Source organism: Stenotrophomonas maltophilia, assembly GCF_001274595.1.
Classification (GTDB): domain Bacteria; phylum Pseudomonadota; class Gammaproteobacteria; order Xanthomonadales; family Xanthomonadaceae; genus Stenotrophomonas; species Stenotrophomonas forensis.
Genome location: NZ_CP011010.1, coordinates 2,186,368 through 2,202,685, shown reverse-complemented (window position 1 = coordinate 2,202,685; position 16,318 = coordinate 2,186,368). Strand labels below are relative to the sequence as shown.

At 66.4% G+C, this 16,318-nt stretch carries 13 protein-coding genes; 7 read left to right on the top strand and 6 right to left on the bottom strand.

Going from position 1 to position 16,318, the window contains the following annotated elements; all coding sequences use genetic code 11:
• Nucleotides 1-11: 11 nt before the first annotated feature.
• From VN11_RS10185 to VN11_RS10170, 4 genes are all read left to right on the top strand, one after another.
• Nucleotides 12-881: a CheR family methyltransferase gene (locus tag VN11_RS10185; RefSeq protein WP_040007811.1), complete on the top strand. Its 870-nt coding sequence runs from the start codon at nt 12-14 to the stop codon at nt 879-881.
• On the top strand, nt 878-1,474 hold the full coding sequence (gene cheD / locus VN11_RS10180) for a chemoreceptor glutamine deamidase CheD (protein ID WP_008264676.1): 597 nt from the start codon (nt 878-880) through the stop codon (nt 1,472-1,474). Before VN11_RS10185 ends, cheD begins: the two co-directional genes overlap by 4 nt.
• Nucleotides 1,471-2,544 carry a protein-glutamate methylesterase/protein-glutamine glutaminase gene (locus tag VN11_RS10175; RefSeq protein WP_008268640.1) on the top strand — a complete coding sequence of 358 codons (1,074 nt, stop codon included), beginning with the start codon at nt 1,471-1,473 and terminating at the stop codon, nt 2,542-2,544. Before cheD ends, VN11_RS10175 begins: the two co-directional genes overlap by 4 nt.
• 83 nt (nt 2,545-2,627) lie before the next feature.
• Nucleotides 2,628-4,613 carry a hypothetical protein gene (locus tag VN11_RS10170; protein ID WP_053449657.1) on the top strand — a complete coding sequence of 662 codons (1,986 nt, stop codon included), beginning with the start codon at nt 2,628-2,630 and terminating at the stop codon, nt 4,611-4,613.
• A gap of 70 nt (nt 4,614-4,683) precedes the next feature.
• On the opposite strand, the gene VN11_RS10165 is transcribed toward VN11_RS10170, so the two are convergent.
• The 4 genes from VN11_RS10165 to VN11_RS10150 all read right to left on the bottom strand — a co-directional run bounded on the left by VN11_RS10165 (nt 4,684) and on the right by VN11_RS10150 (nt 8,502).
• Nucleotides 4,684-5,109, bottom strand: a complete 426-nt coding sequence (locus VN11_RS10165; protein ID WP_053449656.1) for an energy transducer TonB — start codon at nt 5,107-5,109, stop codon at nt 4,684-4,686.
• 115 nt (nt 5,110-5,224) lie between these two features.
• Nucleotides 5,225-7,828: a bifunctional aconitate hydratase 2/2-methylisocitrate dehydratase gene (gene acnB, locus VN11_RS10160; protein WP_008268105.1), complete on the bottom strand. Its 2,604-nt coding sequence runs from the start codon at nt 7,826-7,828 to the stop codon at nt 5,225-5,227.
• Between the two features lie 44 nt (nt 7,829-7,872).
• On the bottom strand, nt 7,873-8,271 hold the full coding sequence (locus VN11_RS10155; RefSeq protein ID WP_008267153.1) for a type II toxin-antitoxin system VapC family toxin: 399 nt from the start codon (nt 8,269-8,271) through the stop codon (nt 7,873-7,875).
• A 6-nt stretch (nt 8,272-8,277) separates the two neighbouring features.
• Nucleotides 8,278-8,502 carry an AbrB/MazE/SpoVT family DNA-binding domain-containing protein gene (locus VN11_RS10150; protein ID WP_005409505.1) on the bottom strand — a complete coding sequence of 75 codons (225 nt, stop codon included), beginning with the start codon at nt 8,500-8,502 and terminating at the stop codon, nt 8,278-8,280.
• 301 nt (nt 8,503-8,803) lie between these two features.
• Between VN11_RS10150 and acnA the strand changes: the two genes are divergently transcribed.
• Entirely contained in the window at nt 8,804-11,557 is a 2,754-nt protein-coding gene (acnA, locus tag VN11_RS10145) for an aconitate hydratase AcnA (RefSeq protein ID WP_053449655.1), read from the top strand.
• A gap of 160 nt (nt 11,558-11,717) precedes the next feature.
• Here the strand turns inward: acnA and VN11_RS10140 are convergent, their stop codons facing one another.
• Both VN11_RS10140 and VN11_RS10135 read right to left on the bottom strand, forming a co-directional pair.
• Complete coding sequence (locus VN11_RS10140; protein ID WP_053449654.1) at nt 11,718-12,161, bottom strand: hypothetical protein; 444 nt, start codon at nt 12,159-12,161, stop codon at nt 11,718-11,720.
• A gap of 266 nt (nt 12,162-12,427) precedes the next feature.
• The gene (locus VN11_RS10135; protein WP_006441902.1) at nt 12,428-13,978 is read right to left on the bottom strand and encodes a BCCT family transporter; all 1,551 of its coding nucleotides are present in this window, start codon (nt 13,976-13,978) and stop codon (nt 12,428-12,430) included.
• 170 nt (nt 13,979-14,148) lie between these two features.
• Here VN11_RS10135 and betI point away from each other — a divergent pair, with 170 nt between their 5' ends.
• Together betI and betB are read left to right on the top strand one after the other, a co-directional pair.
• The gene (gene betI, locus VN11_RS10130) at nt 14,149-14,739 is read left to right on the top strand and encodes a transcriptional regulator BetI (RefSeq protein ID WP_049455864.1); all 591 of its coding nucleotides are present in this window, start codon (nt 14,149-14,151) and stop codon (nt 14,737-14,739) included.
• Nucleotides 14,740-14,778: 39 nt separating this feature from the next.
• Nucleotides 14,779-16,251, top strand: coding sequence for a betaine-aldehyde dehydrogenase (betB, locus tag VN11_RS10125; protein WP_053449653.1), 1,473 nt, complete (start codon nt 14,779-14,781; stop codon nt 16,249-16,251).
• Nucleotides 16,252-16,318: the final 67 nt, after the last annotated feature.

The window sequence follows — 16,318 nt, the reverse complement described above, 5'->3', positions numbered from 1 at the left end:
CGCCCCCGCCGATGGACACGTCCCCCGTGCAAAGTCCTACTCCCATCGTCACCGGCCCCCGCGAATTCGAGTTCGCCGACCGTGATTTCCGCCGCGTCTGCGACCTGATCTACCAGCGCGTGGGCATTGCCCTCGCGCCAGCAAAGCGCGACATGGTCTATGGCCGCCTGTCGCGCCGCCTGCGCACGCTCGGCATGCGCAGCTTCCAGCAGTACCTGGATCATCTGGAACAGGAGGATGGCGATGAGTGGCAGGCGTTCACCAATGCGCTGACCACCAACCTGACCTCGTTCTTCCGCGAGCCGCACCACTTCGACAAGCTGCGCGAGGAGTTGCAGCAGCGCAACGGCCGCACGCCGCTGTTGCTGTGGTCGTGCGCCGCGTCCACCGGCGAAGAGCCCTACTCGATGGCGATCACCGCCTGCGAAGCATTCGGCACGCTGAAGCCGCCGGTACGCATCGTCGCCACCGACGTCGACACCCAGGTACTGGCCACTGCAGGCCGCGGCGTCTACAACATCGACCGTGTCGCCAACCTCGATCCGGACCTGCGCCGCCGCTACTTCCAGCGCGGCAGCGGCCCCAACGAGGGCCAGTGCCGCGTGCTGCCGGCGCTGCGCGACCTGATCGAGTTCCGCCCGCTGAACCTGCTGGCCCCGCGCTACGACGTCGGCGGCCCGTTCGACGCCCTGTTCTGCCGCAACGTGATGATCTACTTCGACAAGCCCACCCAGCGCGCCATCCTCGGCCGCCTGGTGCAGCACCTGGCCGACGACGGCCTGCTGTACACCGGCCACTCGGAGAACTACCTGCACGCGGCCGACCTCATCCAGCCCTGCGGGCGCACCCTGTACCGCCGTGCGGCAAAGGCCGGCGCATGAATGCCTCGCTGCGTACCGACGATGTGATGCGCTACCAGGACGCACGCTTCAAGACCATCGCCGCCAAGCTGCTGCCCACCCAGTACCTGGTGGTCGATGACACCACCGCGCTGACCACCACGCTCGGCTCCTGCGTGGCCGCCTGCCTGCGCGACCCGGTGCTGAAGATCGGCGGCATGAACCACTTCCTGCTGCCCGAAGGCAACGCCGGTGATGGCGCCCCCGCGCGCTACGGCAGCTACGCGATGGAACTGCTGATCAACGACATGCTCAAGCGCGGTGCGCACCGCAAGCGCATCGAAGCCAAGGTGTTCGGCGGCGCCAACGTGCTCAAGGGCTTCACCAGCAACCCGGTCGGCACCCGCAACGCCGAGTTCGTGCGCCAGTACCTGCAGGCCGAGCACATCCCGATCATCGCCGAGGACCTGTGCGGCATCCATCCGCGCAAGATCTGGTTCTTCGCCGATACCGGCCGCGTGGTGGTGCAGCGCCTGCCGCACGCCCATGAAGCCGAAGTGGCCGCGACCGAATCGGCGGTGCGTGCACGCCTGTCCAAGGCCCCGGTCACCGGTGGCGTGGAGCTGTTCGAATGACCCTGACCGGCAACGCCCCCTGCCGGGTCCTGATCGTCGACGACTCTGCCGTCGTGCGGCAGATGCTCACCGAGATCCTGTCCAGCGATCCGGCCATCGACGTGGTCGGCACCGCCGCCGACCCGCTGCTGGCGCGCGAGAAGATCAAGCGCCTGGCCCCGGACGTGATCACGCTGGACGTGGAAATGCCGCGCATGGACGGGCTGGCGTTCCTGGAAAACCTGATGCGCCTGCATCCACTGCCGGTGGTGATGATCTCCTCGCTGACCGAGCGCGGCGCCGACACCACTCTGCAGGCATTGTCACTGGGCGCCGTCGATTTCGTCTCCAAGCCCAAGCTCGATGTGGCCCGTGGGCTGCAGGGCTATGCCGACGAGATCATCGCCAAGGTGAAGATGGCGGCACGCTCGCGGGTGCGCCCGCTGGTGCGCGCTGCCACGCCAAAGCTCACGCTTGAGGCCGCCCCGGCGATGCGCCCGGCCGCGCCGCAGTTCCGTACCACCGACCGCCTGATCGCGATCGGCTCATCCGCCGGTGGCACCGAAGCCCTGCGCGTGGTGCTGGAAGGCCTGCCCGCCGACGCGCCGGCCGTGGTGATGACCCAGCACCTGCCGGCCAGTTTCAGCACGGCCTTCGCCGAGCGCCTGGACCGGCACTCGGCGATGGCCGTGCGCGAAGCCAGCGACGGCGAAGCGGTGCTGCCCGGGCATGCCTACCTGCCCCCGGGCGGCAAGCATCTGCGCATCATCCGTGACGGTGCACGCTGGCGTTGCCGGGTCGACGACGGCCCGGCGGTGAACCGGCACAAGCCGGCGGTGGACGTGTTGTTCCGCTCGGTGGCGCAGAGCGCCGGTGGCAACGCCATCGGTGCCATCCTCACCGGCATGGGCGACGATGGTGCACGCGGCCTGCTGGAAATGCGCCAGGCCGGCGCACCGACGCTGGTGCAGGACGAGGCCAGCAGCGTGGTCTGGGGCATGCCCGGCGCCGCCTTCAAGCTGGGCGCTGCCGAAGAGCAGGTGCCGCTGGAGCGGATTGCCGAGCGGCTGCTGGCGCTGGCGCGCGGCTGAGCCCACGCGCACCACACCTTTCCCGAACGGCCGGCCAAGGGGACCCGGCCGTTCTTCATCGCGTTTCCCCAAGGAGCTCCACTGTGGCACTACGCCTGAACTGCCTGCCTGCCGCCATCGCGTTGGGCCTGATGCTGTCTCCGCCGGCATCGGCGGAAGACCCCGCTGCCGTCCCGGTACACGACGCTGCCCTTGCCACCGACGCAGACCGCACCCAAGCGGTCGACGGCGCGGCTGCTGCGCCCTCTCCCGATGACTGGAGCACCCGCATCCAGGTGGTACAGGGCGCGCCTGCCAGTCTGCCTGGACACCGCGATGTCGATCTGAAACTGCGCCTGGTCTCGCGCGGCGACACCGGCAAAGTGGTCACGCTCAAGCTTGTCCAGTTGGCGGCCGCCGCCAAGGCCGGCGGTGGCCGTGTCGATGGCTTCTCGAAGAAGAACCTGCGGGGCACCGTCATCGAATCAGTGTCCAGCCCGGCCGTCGACGAAATCCCCACACTGCTGCGCCGCCATCTGGCCGAGTACTTCATCGCACATCCGGATGCGCTTCCCGAGCACGCGCAGATCGTCAGCGCAAACGCCGGCCTGTGGTCGCTCACCTACCAGTCGCTGTCGGGCAACGCGGTTCCGTACGATCTGCAGCATGAGGCCACCCTCACCATTGCACAGTCGTCCCCCAGCAGCCCGCCCTGGCTGAGCATCACCTGCAGCGATCCCATACAGACGGCGCCGCTGGAAGACTGGCAGGCAGATGACTACGCGCAGGTCAGGACCGCGGCACGCCAGTTCGCGCAGCGCTGCGTTGACCGGCTCGTGGAACAGCTGCCCACCGTGTTCCCTTCGCCAAGCGTCCAGCTGGCCGCTGCGATCAGTGCCGCCTCGCTCGATCCAGTGCCAACCCAGGACGAGGCCGCAACGGCCACAGACGCCGGCCATCCGGCACCGGTACTGTCCACGGACTGGATGAAGGCGGTCCACATCGACCATGGCACCGGCACCGATGCCAAGGGCAAGCGTTCCGGTGACGCAGACCTGCGACTGGTGACCCGATCGGACATGGGCGTGGCCACGCTGGCCAAGATGAACATCTTCGCCCTGGCCGTGGTCGGTGCACGCAAGGCGCGTGGCTTCTCCAAGGACACCCTGCGCGGCGACACCGTCGAAGGCGTGTCCAGCCCCGCAGTGGAGCGGGTGCCGGCACTGCTGCAGCAGCGTCTTTCCGAGTACTTCAATGCCTATCCCGACGCGGTTCCCAGCGCCCCCGTGACCGTGCGGGCCGACCCGCACGAGTGGGCGCTGGTCTATGGGCAGCTCAGTGGCTCGCAGATCCCCTACGAGCTCAAGCACCGCACCACGATCGAGGTGCTGCCGGCCTCGGGCGCATCGGCCATGACCGTTGACTGCACCGATGGCACGCAGTCGGCTGCGCTGCCACAGTGGCAGGCCGATGACTATGCCGAAGTGAGGAGCGTGTCCGACGAGCTGGCCGAGCAGTGTGTGGCGCGATTCGTCGCGCGTCTGCCAGAAGCGTTTCCGTCCGCGACGCGCGCCGCAGCGCCCGCCAGCGCCATTGCTGCTGCCCTGCCCGCCGGCAATCGCTCCCGCATCCGCATCTTCGGTGCCAACGGCCGCAGTATCACCATGCATATCGGTGGCCAATGCCGTGGCGACGCGCGAAGGAAAGTCGTGGTCGCGCGCAGCAACAGCGCAGCCGTAGGCAGCCTGGTGGGCGGCAGCCCGCAGAACATTTCCATCGGAATGCCGGAAACCGACACCGTGCGTGCGATGAAAAGCGTCCTGTTCTCTAACCCGAACTTCCAGGAGTATTCGGTGGAGGCCGGCAAGCCGTTGATCTTCGACGCACAGTTCCAGAACGTCGCCCACCTCCGCTGCGGAGCAGCACCGGACTCGCTGTCGATCCAGTTCGTGCCGAAGGCGGGTCAGGACTACGAAGTGATGATGCGGCTCGAGAACGAGATGTGCGTGCTCGAGAGCAAGCAGGTGGCTGCCGATGGCAGCCTGCGCGTCAACCTCGTGCACGCCCCCAAGGCGTGTGCCGCGCAGTAAAGCGTCGGCACCGCGGCAGGACCAACGCCGTTGCCAGGCAGTGCCGGGCAACGGCATCACCAACGCGTGATCACAGCTTGAACGACACCGGCACGCGGATCTCTCCCGGCACGGGTACGCCATCCTCGCTGGCCGGCAGGTAGCGCCACTTGCGTGTCGCCGCCTGCGCCGCCTCATCCAGTTCCGGCCATCCAGTGCTCTGCAGCACGGTCGTGCCGGCCCACTGCCCATCGGCAGCCACCTGCACCATCAGGATCGCTTCACCCTCTTTTTCATCACGGAATGCCTGCGACGGATAACGCGGCGGATTGCTGTGCTTGGTCTCCATCACGATCGACGCCGGCACGTGCGCCGGCCGAGCATGCTCGACAACGGCGTGCTGCACCGCCTGCTGCGCCATCGCGGCATGCCCCATCATCAGCGTGGCCAGCACCACCGCACTGCCAGCCCAGTGACCGCAGCACGTGCGACTCCCCTTCAATCGATCCTGCAACATCCGTGTACTCCAACAAGCGGGGCGGCAAGTCTAACGCTGCACGCACAAAAAACCCCCGGCTCTCACCGGGGGTTCTTCGTTTCAACGGGATGCCGGCCAGCGGCCGGCACTACCCTCAGGCAGCAACCGTCTTGGCCACGTCCTGGTATTCCTCGATCTGGTCGAAGTTCATGTAACGGTAGATCTCCGCGCCGCTGGCGGCAATCACGCCCACATCGGCCATGTACTCTTCCTTGGTCGGGATGCGGCCCAGACGCGAGCAGATCGCGGCCAGTTCGGCCGAACCCAGGTACACGTTGGTGTTGCGGCCCAGGCGGTTCGGGAAGTTGCGGGTCGAGGTCGACATCGCGGTGGAACCTTCACGGATCTGCGCCTGGTTACCCATGCACAGCGAGCAGCCCGGCATTTCCATGCGTGCGCCGGTGGCGCCGAAGGTGCCGTACACGCCTTCCTTGGTCAGCTCGGAGGCATCCATCTTGGTCGGCGGGGCCACCCACAGGCGGGTCGGCAGGTCACGCTTGCCTTCCAGCAGCTTCGCAGCCGCGCGGAAGTGACCGATGTTGGTCATGCACGAACCGATGAACACTTCGTCGATCTTGGCACCGGCGACTTCGGACAGGGTCTTCACGTCGTCCGGGTCGTTCGGGCAGGCCACGATCGGCTCGTGGATGTCGGCCAGGTCGATCTCGATGACGGCGGCGTACTCGGCGTCGGCATCCGGCTCCAGCAGCTCCGGATTGGCCAGCCACGCTTCCATCTTCTCGATGCGGCGCTGCAGCGAACGCGGATCCTGGTAACCCTCGGCAATCATCCACTTCAGCAGGGTGATGTTGCTGGTCAGGTACTCGATGATCGGTTCCTTGTTCAGGCGCACCGAGCAACCGGCGGCCGAACGTTCGGCCGAAGCGTCGGACAGCTCGAACGCCTGTTCGACCTTCAGCTCCGGCAGGCCTTCGATTTCCAGGATGCGACCGGAGAAGATGTTCTTCTTGCCGGCCTTGGCCACGGTCAGCAGGCCCGACTTGATCGCATACAGCGGGATCGCGTTGACCAGGTCACGCAGGGTCACGCCCGGCTGCATCTTGCCCTTGAAGCGCACCAGCACCGACTCCGGCATGTCCAGCGGCATCACGCCGGTGGCAGCGGCGAAGGCGACCAGGCCCGAACCGGCCGGGAACGAAATGCCCACCGGGAAACGGGTGTGCGAGTCACCACCGGTACCCACGGTGTCCGGCAGCAGCATGCGGTTGAGCCAGCTGTGGATCACGCCATCGCCCGGGCGCAGCGAAACGCCGCCGCGGGTGGAGATGAACTCCGGCAGGGTGTGGTGGGTCTTCACGTCCACCGGCTTCGGATACGCGGCGGTGTGGCAGAACGACTGCATCACCAGGTCGGCCGAGAAGCCCAGGCAGGCCAGGTCCTTCAGCTCGTCGCGGGTCATCGGGCCGGTGGTGTCCTGCGAGCCGACCGAGGTCATCTTCGGTTCGCAGTAGGTGCCCGGGCGCATGCCTGGCTGCACGCCGTTAACTTCAGGCAGGCCACAGGCGCGACCGACCATCTTCTGTGCCAGCGAGAAGCCCTTGCCGGTATCGACCGGCTGCACCGGCAGGCGGAACAGGTCGGTCGGGGCCAGGCCCAGCGCTTCGCGCGCCTTGCCGGTCAGGCCGCGGCCGATGATCAGCGGAATGCGGCCACCGGCACGCACTTCGTCGAACAGAACTTCGGACTTGACCTGGAATTCGGCGATCACTTCACCGTTCTTCAGCGCCTTGCCTTCGTACGGACGCAGCTCGACCACGTCGCCGTGCTCCATCTTCGACACGTCCAGCTCGATCGGCAGCGCACCGGCATCTTCCATGGTGTTGTAGAAGATCGGGGCGATCTTCGAACCCAGGCAGACGCCACCGGCGCGCTTGTTCGGGATGAACGGAATGTCATCGCCGGTCCACCACAGCACGCTGTTGGTGGCCGACTTGCGCGAGGAGCCGGTACCGACCACGTCACCGACGTAGGCGACCAGGTGGCCCTTGTCCTTCAGCGACAGGATCTGCTGGATCGGGCCGCGCTTGCCGTCTTCTTCCGGGGTGAACGGCGCATCGTCGCGCTTGTTCTTCAGCATCGCCAGCGCGTGCATCGGGATGTCCGGGCGGGTGGTCGCGTCCGGCGCCGGCGACAGGTCGTCGGTGTTGGTCTCGCCCGGCACCTTGAACACGGTGACGGTCAGGCTCTGCGGCACTTCCGGGTTGCCGGTGAACCACTCGGCATCGGCCCAGCTCTGCAGCACGGCCTGGGCGTTGGCGTTGCCCGCCTTGGCCTTTTCCTGCACGTCATGGAAGGCATCGAACACCAGCAGGGTCTTCTTCAGACCGTTGGCGGCGATGGTGCCGACGCTGGCGTCGTCCAGCAGCTGCACCAGCGGGGCAACGTTGTAACCGCCGAGCATGGTGCCCAGCAGTTCGGTGGCGCGCTCACGGCTGATCAGCGGATTCTGCTCGCTGCCCAGCGCGATCGCCGCCAGGTACGAGGCTTTGACTTTGGCAGCGTCATCAACGCCGGCCGGCACGCGGTGGGTCAGCAGGTCGAGCAGGAACTCGGCCTCGCCCTGCGGCGGGTTCTTCAGCAGTTCGATGACATCGGCCGTCTGCTGCGCGCTCAGCGGCAGCGGCGGGATGCCAAGCGCAGCGCGCTCGGCGACGTGGTGGCGGTAGGCTTCCAACATGACAACTCCCGGGTAATGCGTAGGTTGAAAAAACAAAAGTGGGCTCAGGCTTGCGGCACGATCAGCTTCAGGCCCTTGAAGTAGTCGCGGTAAAACGTATCGTTCCAGGTGATCAGGCCGTCGCACTGCAGCAGTGCGTGGGCGCCGACCATGAATTCGTCCAGGCTGCGGCGGCTGCCACTGCGCTGGCGGTGGCGGCGGTGCATCTCGCCGGCGCGCAGCGCCGACTTGGCTTCCATCGGGTTGAAATGCACGCCCATCTCTTCCAGCGCTTCCAGCACCTCGGCGCCGCCGCGCAGCGAGGCGCAGACCTCGGCCAGGGTCGCCCCGCAGACCACCACGCGACCGCCGACCAGGCTCTGCCGCAGGATGGCTTCCACCGCATCGGCCTGCGGGCCATTGCTGAGCAGCTCGACCAGCACCGGTGAATCGACGGCGATCATCACGGCTTATTCCTCGTCACGCACCGCGCGTACCGCTGCGTCGGACGATTCGAAGCCGTCCAGCGCGAACTTGCCGCGCGCCCGTGAAATGGCATCGTCAACACTCTTGCGCAGGATGATGCGGCTGCCGTCCAGCTCGACCTTCAGCAGCGTGCCCTTGGTCAGGCCGAGGGCATCACGCACCGCTTTGGGCAGGGTGATCTGTCCGCGTTCTGCAACAGTGGCTTCCATCGGTAGGCCCTCCAGAGTATGCACAAATTATACATACTTCCCCGGGCATACTTCCACCCTGACCCGGACCGGCACCCCACAAGCCCTTGCCTCGCAAAGGATCGGCCACAAACGTGACATACGCCATACACCTTCCCCTGTAGTCTGGAACCGATGCCGCAGGCCGGAACCGGCCCGGGTGAATCCATTCAGTTTCGGGTTCATACTGGAACCACCGGGGCCACCAGGCCCGCGGCGACCGCAAGCAGGTGCGTCCATGCACGCGCCACTGCAAGCCATCCGCAAGAAGGAGTTACCCCGCATGAGCGATTCGTTCTCCACCCGCAGCCAGCTGAACGTCGGCGGCAAGACCTACGACTACTTCAGCCTGCCCACGCTGGGCCAGCGCTTCGATATCTCCCACCTGCCCTACTCGATGAAGATCCTGCTGGAGAACCTGCTCCGGCATGAGGACGGTGGCGCCACCGTCGGCCCGGATCACATCGAAGCCGTGGCCCGCTGGAACCCGTCCGCCGAACCGGACACCGAAATCGCCTTCATGCCGGCGCGCGTGGTCCTGCAGGACTTCACCGGCGTGCCCTGCGTGGTCGATCTGGCCGCGATGCGCGATGCGGTGGTCAAGCTCGGCGGCTCGCCCGAGCAGATCAACCCGCAGATTCCCTCCGAACTGGTCATCGACCACTCGGTGCAGGTCGATGTGTTCGGCAAGCCCGATGCGCTGGACCTCAACGGCAAGATCGAGTTCCAGCGCAACCAGGAACGCTACGGCTTCCTGCGCTGGGGCCAGAAGGCCTTCGACAACTTCAAGGTGGTGCCGCCCAACACCGGCATCGTCCACCAGGTGAACCTGGAAAACCTGGCCCGCGTGGTGATGACCGCCGACAAGGATGGCACGGCCATCGCTTATCCGGACACCGTCTTCGGCACCGACAGCCACACCACCATGATCAACGGCATCGGCGTGCTGGGCTGGGGCGTGGGCGGCATCGAGGCCGAGGCGGCCATGCTCGGCCAGCCGTCGTCGATGCTGATTCCGCAGGTGGTCGGCTTCAAGCTGACCGGCAAGCTGCCCGAAGGCGCCACCGCCACCGACCTGGTGCTGACGGTCACCCAGATGCTGCGCAAGCTGGGCGTGGTCGGCAAGTTCGTCGAGTTCTACGGTGACGGCCTGCAGCACCTGCCGCTGGCCGACCGCGCCACCATCGGCAACATGGCCCCGGAATACGGCGCCACCTGCGGCATTTTCCCGATCGACGCCGAATCACTGAACTACCTGCGCCTGTCCGGCCGCAGCGAAGAGCAGATCAACCTGGTCGAAGCCTACGCCAAGGCGCAGGGCCTGTGGCACGAACCCGGCAGCCCGCACGCCCAGTACAGCACCACCCTGGAACTGGACATGGGCACGGTGAAGCCGTCGCTGGCCGGCCCGAAGCGGCCGCAGGACCGCGTGCTGCTGGAAGACGTGCAGAAGAACTACCGCGAAGCGCTGGTGGGCATGACCGCCAACCGCGACAAGCGCAGCGAGGATGTGTCCTCGTTCGTCAATGAAGGCGGCGGTGCGGCGGTCGGCAACGAGCAGCTGGCCAAGGGCTTCGCCGACATCGAGATCGAGAACCGCAAGGTACGGCTGAAGGATGGCGCAGTGGTCATCGCCGCCATCACCTCGTGCACCAACACCTCCAACCCGGCGGTGATGATCGGCGCCGGCCTGCTGGCGCGCAACGCGGCGGCCAAGGGCCTGAACCGCCAGCCTTGGGTGAAGACCTCGCTCGGCCCAGGCTCGCGCGTGGTCACCGACTACCTGGAAAAGGCCGGCGTGCTGAAGGAGCTGGAGAAGATCGGCTTCTACGTGGTCGGCTACGGTTGCACCACCTGCATCGGCAACTCCGGCCCGCTGCCGACCGAAGTCAGCGCCGGCATCGCCGCCGGCGATCTGGTGGTCACCTCGGTGCTGTCGGGCAACCGCAACTTCGAGGGCCGCGTGCATCCCGAAGTGAAGATGAACTACCTGGCCAGCCCGCCGCTGGTGGTGGCCTACGCCATCGCCGGCACCACCGACATCGACCTGACCACCCAGCCGCTGGGTACCGGCAGCGATGGCCAGCCGGTGTTCCTGCGCGACATCTGGCCGAGCAACAAGGAAATCGGCGACGTCATCGCCGCCACCATCGGCCCGGAGATGTTCAAGCAGAACTACGCCGATGTGTTCAAGGGTGACACCCGCTGGAACACCATCGCCTCGCCGGACGGCAATCTGTATGAGTGGAGCGACGCCTCCACCTACATCAAGAACCCGCCGTACTTCGATGGCATGACCATGCAGACCGGCAGCATCGACGACGTGCACGGCGCACGCGTGATGGGCCTGTTCGGCGACTCGATCACCACCGACCACATCTCCCCGGCCGGCAACATCAAGAAGGACTCGCCGGCAGGCCGCTTCCTGCAGGAACGCGGCGTGCAGCCGGCCGACTTCAACAGCTACGGCAGCCGCCGCGGCAACGATGACGTGATGGTCCGCGGCACCTTCGCCAACATCCGCATCAAGAACCTGATGTTCGGTGGCGAGGAAGGCGGCAACACCCTGTACTACCCGGCCGGCGGTGGCCAGCCGGAGAAGCTGGCCATCTACGATGCGGCCATGAAGTACAAGGCTGACAAGGTGCCGCTGGTGGTGCTGGCCGGCAAGGAATACGGCACCGGCTCGTCGCGTGACTGGGCGGCCAAGGGCACCCTGCTGCTCGGCGTCAAGGCGGTCATCGCCGAAAGCTTCGAGCGCATCCACCGCTCCAACCTGGTCGGCATGGGCGTGCTGCCGCTGCAGTTCCGCAATGGCGAGAACGCGCAGAGCCTGGGCCTGGACGGCTCGGAAGTGATCGACATCACCGGCCTGCAGGATGGCGCCAGCAAGCGCGCCACGGTCACTGCCACCAAGGCCGATGGCACGAAGAAGACCTTCGAGGTTTCAGTGATGCTGCTGACCCCGAAGGAGGTCGAATACTTCCGTCATGGCGGCCTGCTGCAGTACGTGCTGCGCCAGCTGGCCAGCAAGTAACGCATCAACGGTAGAGCCGGGCCTGCGCTCGGCCACATCGCCACAGCGTCAGCCGAGCATGGCTCGGCTCTACAAGAAGAAGGGCCGGATCCTCACGGATCCGGCCCTTTTCGTCTGCACACCGTCCCGCCGGCATCAGGTCAGGCGTCAACCCTACAGATCAGGGCCGCACGCCGAACAGGTGCCACGACGTTTTCACTGCGGGGCCCATGGTGTCCAGCGACCACAGGCCTTCCTCCCACTCAAGATGCCCATCCGGCGCATCCTCGTTGAACACTGTCACCGACATCTCACCGGCGGGATGCGGCGTATCCTCGATGCGATAGCACACCGCACCGGCGTTTCCCTGGTAGACATTTGAGAGGAAGCCCTGCGGGCAGCGCACATCCAGCACCCGGTAGCCGCTGCTCTCCTCGCTGGCATAGACATTGGTGTGGATCGAATAGGTCACCAGCCCACCCGGATGTGGTGCCAGCTGCAGGTTCAGTTCTGCCGTTTCACCCAGCGCGATCACCGGGAAATTCAATTGCACCATCGCGCCCGGCACCGCATGCGCACTCATCGAAAGCGAGACCATCAACGCACAGCTCAGGATTCGGACCATTGCTCAACTCCGGAAATGGATCGTTGAACGATGATTACCGCGAACGGCCCTGCCTGTCTTTCAGAGTGCTACGAAATTCCGTGCGGCCGGGTGCCTCCAGCTGTCCAGCAGCGAACGCTTCACCCTGGGTGGCGTCGACTGCTGGTCGGCCATCCAACAAGAGGGCCGGGTCCTCGCGGATCCGGCCCTTCTGGTTTCTTCGCAGCCTGGCATGGCCTGGCGCTACTGCGTCTCCGGCAACGTCGGGATACGTGCCAGATGCCCGGTCACCGGCGCGGTGCGTCCGGGTCGGTGCGCAGCGCCTTCAGCAGGCCCCACATGTAGAACGCCAGGGTGAACGAGAACGGCAGGCCGCACAGCACCACCGCCGTCTGCATCGCACTGAAGTTGCCGGCCAGCAGCAGGCCGACACTGGCCACGGTGATGCCGGCCGCCCAGAACACGCGCAGCCAGATCGGCGCGTCGTGGCCATCTTCCACGCCATCGTCGACGCGACGGGTGCACAGGTTGGCGATCATCAGCGTGCCCGAATCGACCGGGGTCAGGAACAGCACGAAGCCGATCACCACCGCGGCACCGGCCACGTAAGGCGCGGCAGGCAGGTATTCCAGCAGCTTGAACAGCGTCATCGCCGCATCGTGCTGGGCCACCTCGCCCAGCACCGCCTGGCCGTGGTTGAGCACCAGGTCGATGGCGGTATTGCCGAAGATCGACAGCCACGCCAGGGTGAAGCCGAGCGGGATCAGCAGCACGCCCATGATCACTTCGCGGATGGTGCGGCCACGCGAGATGCGCGCCACGAAAAGGCCCACGAACGGTGCCCAGGCGATCCACCACGCCCAGTAGAACAGCGTCCACGAGCCCATCCATTCACGACCCTTCGGGTCGTTGAGGTACATGTCGAAGCTCTTGCGCACGAACGCGCCCAGATAGTCGCCGGTGTTCTGGATCAGGCCGTCGAACAGGTGCAGGGTCGGGCCGGTGACCAGCACGAACAGCAGCAGGCCGCACAGCAGGCGCACGTTGAGGTTGGACAGCCAGGCGATGCCCTTCTCCACACCCGCCACCACGCCGATGGTGGCCACCACCATCATCACCAGCACGATCGCCACCAGCACCTGCGGCGTATCCGGAATGTGGAACAGGTAGACAAGGCCGGACTGCACCACCAGCGCGCCGATGCCGAGGTTGGTCACCATCGAGATCAGCGTGGCAAGGATGCCAAAGCCATCGACCATGTCGCCGATGCGGCCATGGATGCGCTCTCCGAAGATCGGGTACAGCGCCGAGCGCAGCGCCAGCGGCAGGTCACGGCGGTAGGCGAAATAGCCCAGCGCCACGCCCACCAGCGCGTACAGCGCCCAGCCGTGCAGGCCCCAGTGCAGGAAGGTCAGCACCATCGCCTCGCGGCCGGCGGCCACGGTACCGCCGGGCTGCCCGGGCGGATTGAGGAAGTGATCCAGCGGCTCGTAGGCGCCGTAGTACAGCAGCGCGATGCCGATGCCGGCCGAGAACAGCATCGATACCCAGGGCACGTAGCCGAAGGCCGGCGATTCCTCGTTGTGGCCCAGGCGGATGCGGCCATACGGCGAGAACGCCAGCCACAGCACGAAGCCCAGGCACAGCACGATCAGCAGCATGTACCACCAGCCGAACGCCGCCGACACCTCGGCCTGCGCCCATTGCAGCCAGTGCTCGCTGCCTTCGGGATAGAGAACGGTGAGCAGCCCGAGGATGCCGATCGACACCGAGGAACTGAAGAACACAAAACGGTTCAAGCGCAGGGGCGAACGCTTGGGATGAGCCAGGGAAGACATGGGGTCGTCTCATCAAGTCCGAGGGAGCACATGGGCGGGGCCGGACCGGTAAACCGGGCCCATGGCGTGGGGCGCGAGCGCATCCTAGGGTTTATTGATTGAACGTTCAATCAATAAAAAGCATAATGGCGGGCAGCCCGATCCTTCGGGTCGCAATCCGTGGAGAGACAATGCCGAAGAAAGGCGTGGAACCGGTACGGCGCGAGCAGCTGATCCGGGCCACTTTCCAGACCATCGACGAGATCGGCATGGCCGATGCAACCGTCGCCACCATCGCGAAGAAGGCAGGGCTGTCCAGCGGCATCGTCGCCCACTACTTCGGCGACAAGGACGGCCTGCTCAATGCTGCAATGCGGCAGATCCTGCGCGAACTGAAGGACGCCGTTGCGCGCTACCGCGCCGATGTCGGCGATGACCCGCGCGACCAGCTGCGTGCCATCGTCGATGGCAACTTCGATGACAGCCAGATCAACGGCACCGCGATGCGCGTCTGGCTCACCTTCTGGGCCGCGAGCATGCACCAGCCGGAACTGGCCCGGCTGCAGCGCGCCAACGACCAGCGCCTGTTCTCCAACCTGTGCCACCAGTTCAACCGCCTGCTGCCCCACCCGCAGGCCCGCCTGGCCGCCCGCGGCCTGGCCGCGATGATCGACGGCCTGTGGCTGCGCGGCAGCCTGGTCGGCGGCCAGTTCAATGCCGAGAAGTCCCGGCGCATCGCTTACGGCTACATCGACTTCCAGTTGCAGGCTGTCGCGCTATAAGCGCTTCAGCACCCGCCCCCTTCCAAGGAGTACGCCCCCATGACCACCCTGCCCGTCCAACAGCTGTACATCCACGGCCAGCGCGTCGATGCCACCAGCGGCAAGACCTTCAAGTCGGTGAACCCGGCCACCGGTGAGGTGATCGCCGAAGTGCAGGTCGCCAGCCAGGCCGACGTCGAGCGCGCCGTGCAGAGCGCGGCCGAAGGCCAGAAGGTGTGGGCCGCGATGACCGCCATGGAGCGTTCGCGCATCCTGCGCCGTGCGGTCGAGATCCTGCGCGAGCGCAATGATGAGCTGGCCCACCTGGAAACCCTGGACACCGGCAAGGCGCTGGCCGAGACCACCACCGTGGACATCGTCACCGGTGCCGACGTGGTCGAGTACTACGCCGGCCTGGCCACGGCCATCGAAGGCATCCAGCTGCCGCTGCGCGAATCGAGCTTCTTCTACACCCGCCGCGAGCCGCTGGGCGTGGTCGCCGGCATCGGCGCGTGGAACTACCCGATCCAGATCGCCATGTGGAAGTCGGCCCCGGCCCTGGCTGCCGGCAATGCGATGGTGTTCAAGCCGTCCGAAGTGACCCCGCTGACCGCGATCCGGCTGGCCGAGATCTACACCGAAGCCGGCGTGCCGGCCGGCGTGTTCAACGTCGTGCAGGGCCCGGGCCGCGAGATCGGCCAGTGGCTGACCGAGCACCCGGTGATCGAGAAGATCTCCTTCACCGGCGGCGTCGCCACCGGCAAGAAGGTCATGGCCAGCGCGGCTTCCTCGTCGCTGAAGGAAGTGACCATGGAGCTGGGCGGCAAGTCGCCGCTGGTGATCTGCGATGACGCCGACCTCGACCGCGCCGCCGACATCGCGGTGATGGCCAACTTCTTCAGCTCCGGCCAGGTCTGCACCAACGGCACCCGCGTGTTCGTGCCGCGCAGCATGCTGGCCGCGTTCGAAGCCGCCGTTGTCGAGCGCGTCAAGCGCATCCGCATCGGTGACCCGATGGCTGCCGAGACCAACTTCGGCCCGCTGACCAGCTTCCCGCACATGGAAAACGTGCTGCGCTACATCGAAAGCGGCAAGGCCGAAGGCGCCCGCCTGCTGACCGGCGGCGGCCGTGCCACCGAAGGTGCGCTGGCCAACGGCGCCTACGTGCTGCCGACCGTGTTCTCCGACTGCCGCGATGACATGACGATTGTCCGCGAAGAGATCTTCGGGCCGGTGATGAGCATCCTCGCCTACGACGACGAAGACGAAGTGGTGCGCCGTGCCAACGACACCACCTTCGGCCTCGCTGCCGGCGTGGTCAGCAAGGACGTCAGCCGCGCCCACCGCATCATCCACCGCCTGGAAGCCGGCATCTGCTGGATCAACACCTGGGGTGAATCGCCGGCCGAAATGCCGGTCGGCGGCTACAAGGAATCCGGCGTCGGCCGCGAGAACGGCATCTCCACCCTCGGCCACTACACCCGCATCAAGTCGGTGCAGGTTGAGCTGGGCGACTACGCCAGCGTGTTCTGATCGGCGCGCCCTGAGCGCGCCCCATCGTCCGGCCACCGTGCCGATCCGACATTCCGCCGGGACGCCT

Excerpts from the sequence above, each read along its gene's own strand:
- VN11_RS10185 (WP_040007811.1), top strand. The coding sequence starts at position 12 with ATGGACACGTCCCCCGTGCAAAGTCCTACTCCCATCGTCACCGGCCCC.
- cheD (WP_008264676.1), top strand. The coding sequence starts at position 878 with ATGAATGCCTCGCTGCGTACCGACGATGTGATGCGCTACCAGGACGCA.
- VN11_RS10175 (WP_008268640.1), top strand. The coding sequence starts at position 1,471 with ATGACCCTGACCGGCAACGCCCCCTGCCGGGTCCTGATCGTCGACGAC.
- VN11_RS10165 (WP_053449656.1), bottom strand. The coding sequence starts at position 5,109 with ATGTTGCAGGATCGATTGAAGGGGAGTCGCACGTGCTGCGGTCACTGG.
- acnB (WP_008268105.1), bottom strand. The coding sequence starts at position 7,828 with ATGTTGGAAGCCTACCGCCACCACGTCGCCGAGCGCGCTGCGCTTGGC.
- VN11_RS10155 (WP_008267153.1), bottom strand. The coding sequence starts at position 8,271 with ATGATCGCCGTCGATTCACCGGTGCTGGTCGAGCTGCTCAGCAATGGC.
- VN11_RS10150 (WP_005409505.1), bottom strand. The coding sequence starts at position 8,502 with ATGGAAGCCACTGTTGCAGAACGCGGACAGATCACCCTGCCCAAAGCG.
- acnA (WP_053449655.1), top strand. The coding sequence starts at position 8,804 with ATGAGCGATTCGTTCTCCACCCGCAGCCAGCTGAACGTCGGCGGCAAG.
- VN11_RS10140 (WP_053449654.1), bottom strand. The coding sequence starts at position 12,161 with ATGGTCCGAATCCTGAGCTGTGCGTTGATGGTCTCGCTTTCGATGAGT.
- VN11_RS10135 (WP_006441902.1), bottom strand. The coding sequence starts at position 13,978 with ATGTCTTCCCTGGCTCATCCCAAGCGTTCGCCCCTGCGCTTGAACCGT.
- betI (WP_049455864.1), top strand. The coding sequence starts at position 14,149 with ATGCCGAAGAAAGGCGTGGAACCGGTACGGCGCGAGCAGCTGATCCGG.
- betB (WP_053449653.1), top strand. The coding sequence starts at position 14,779 with ATGACCACCCTGCCCGTCCAACAGCTGTACATCCACGGCCAGCGCGTC.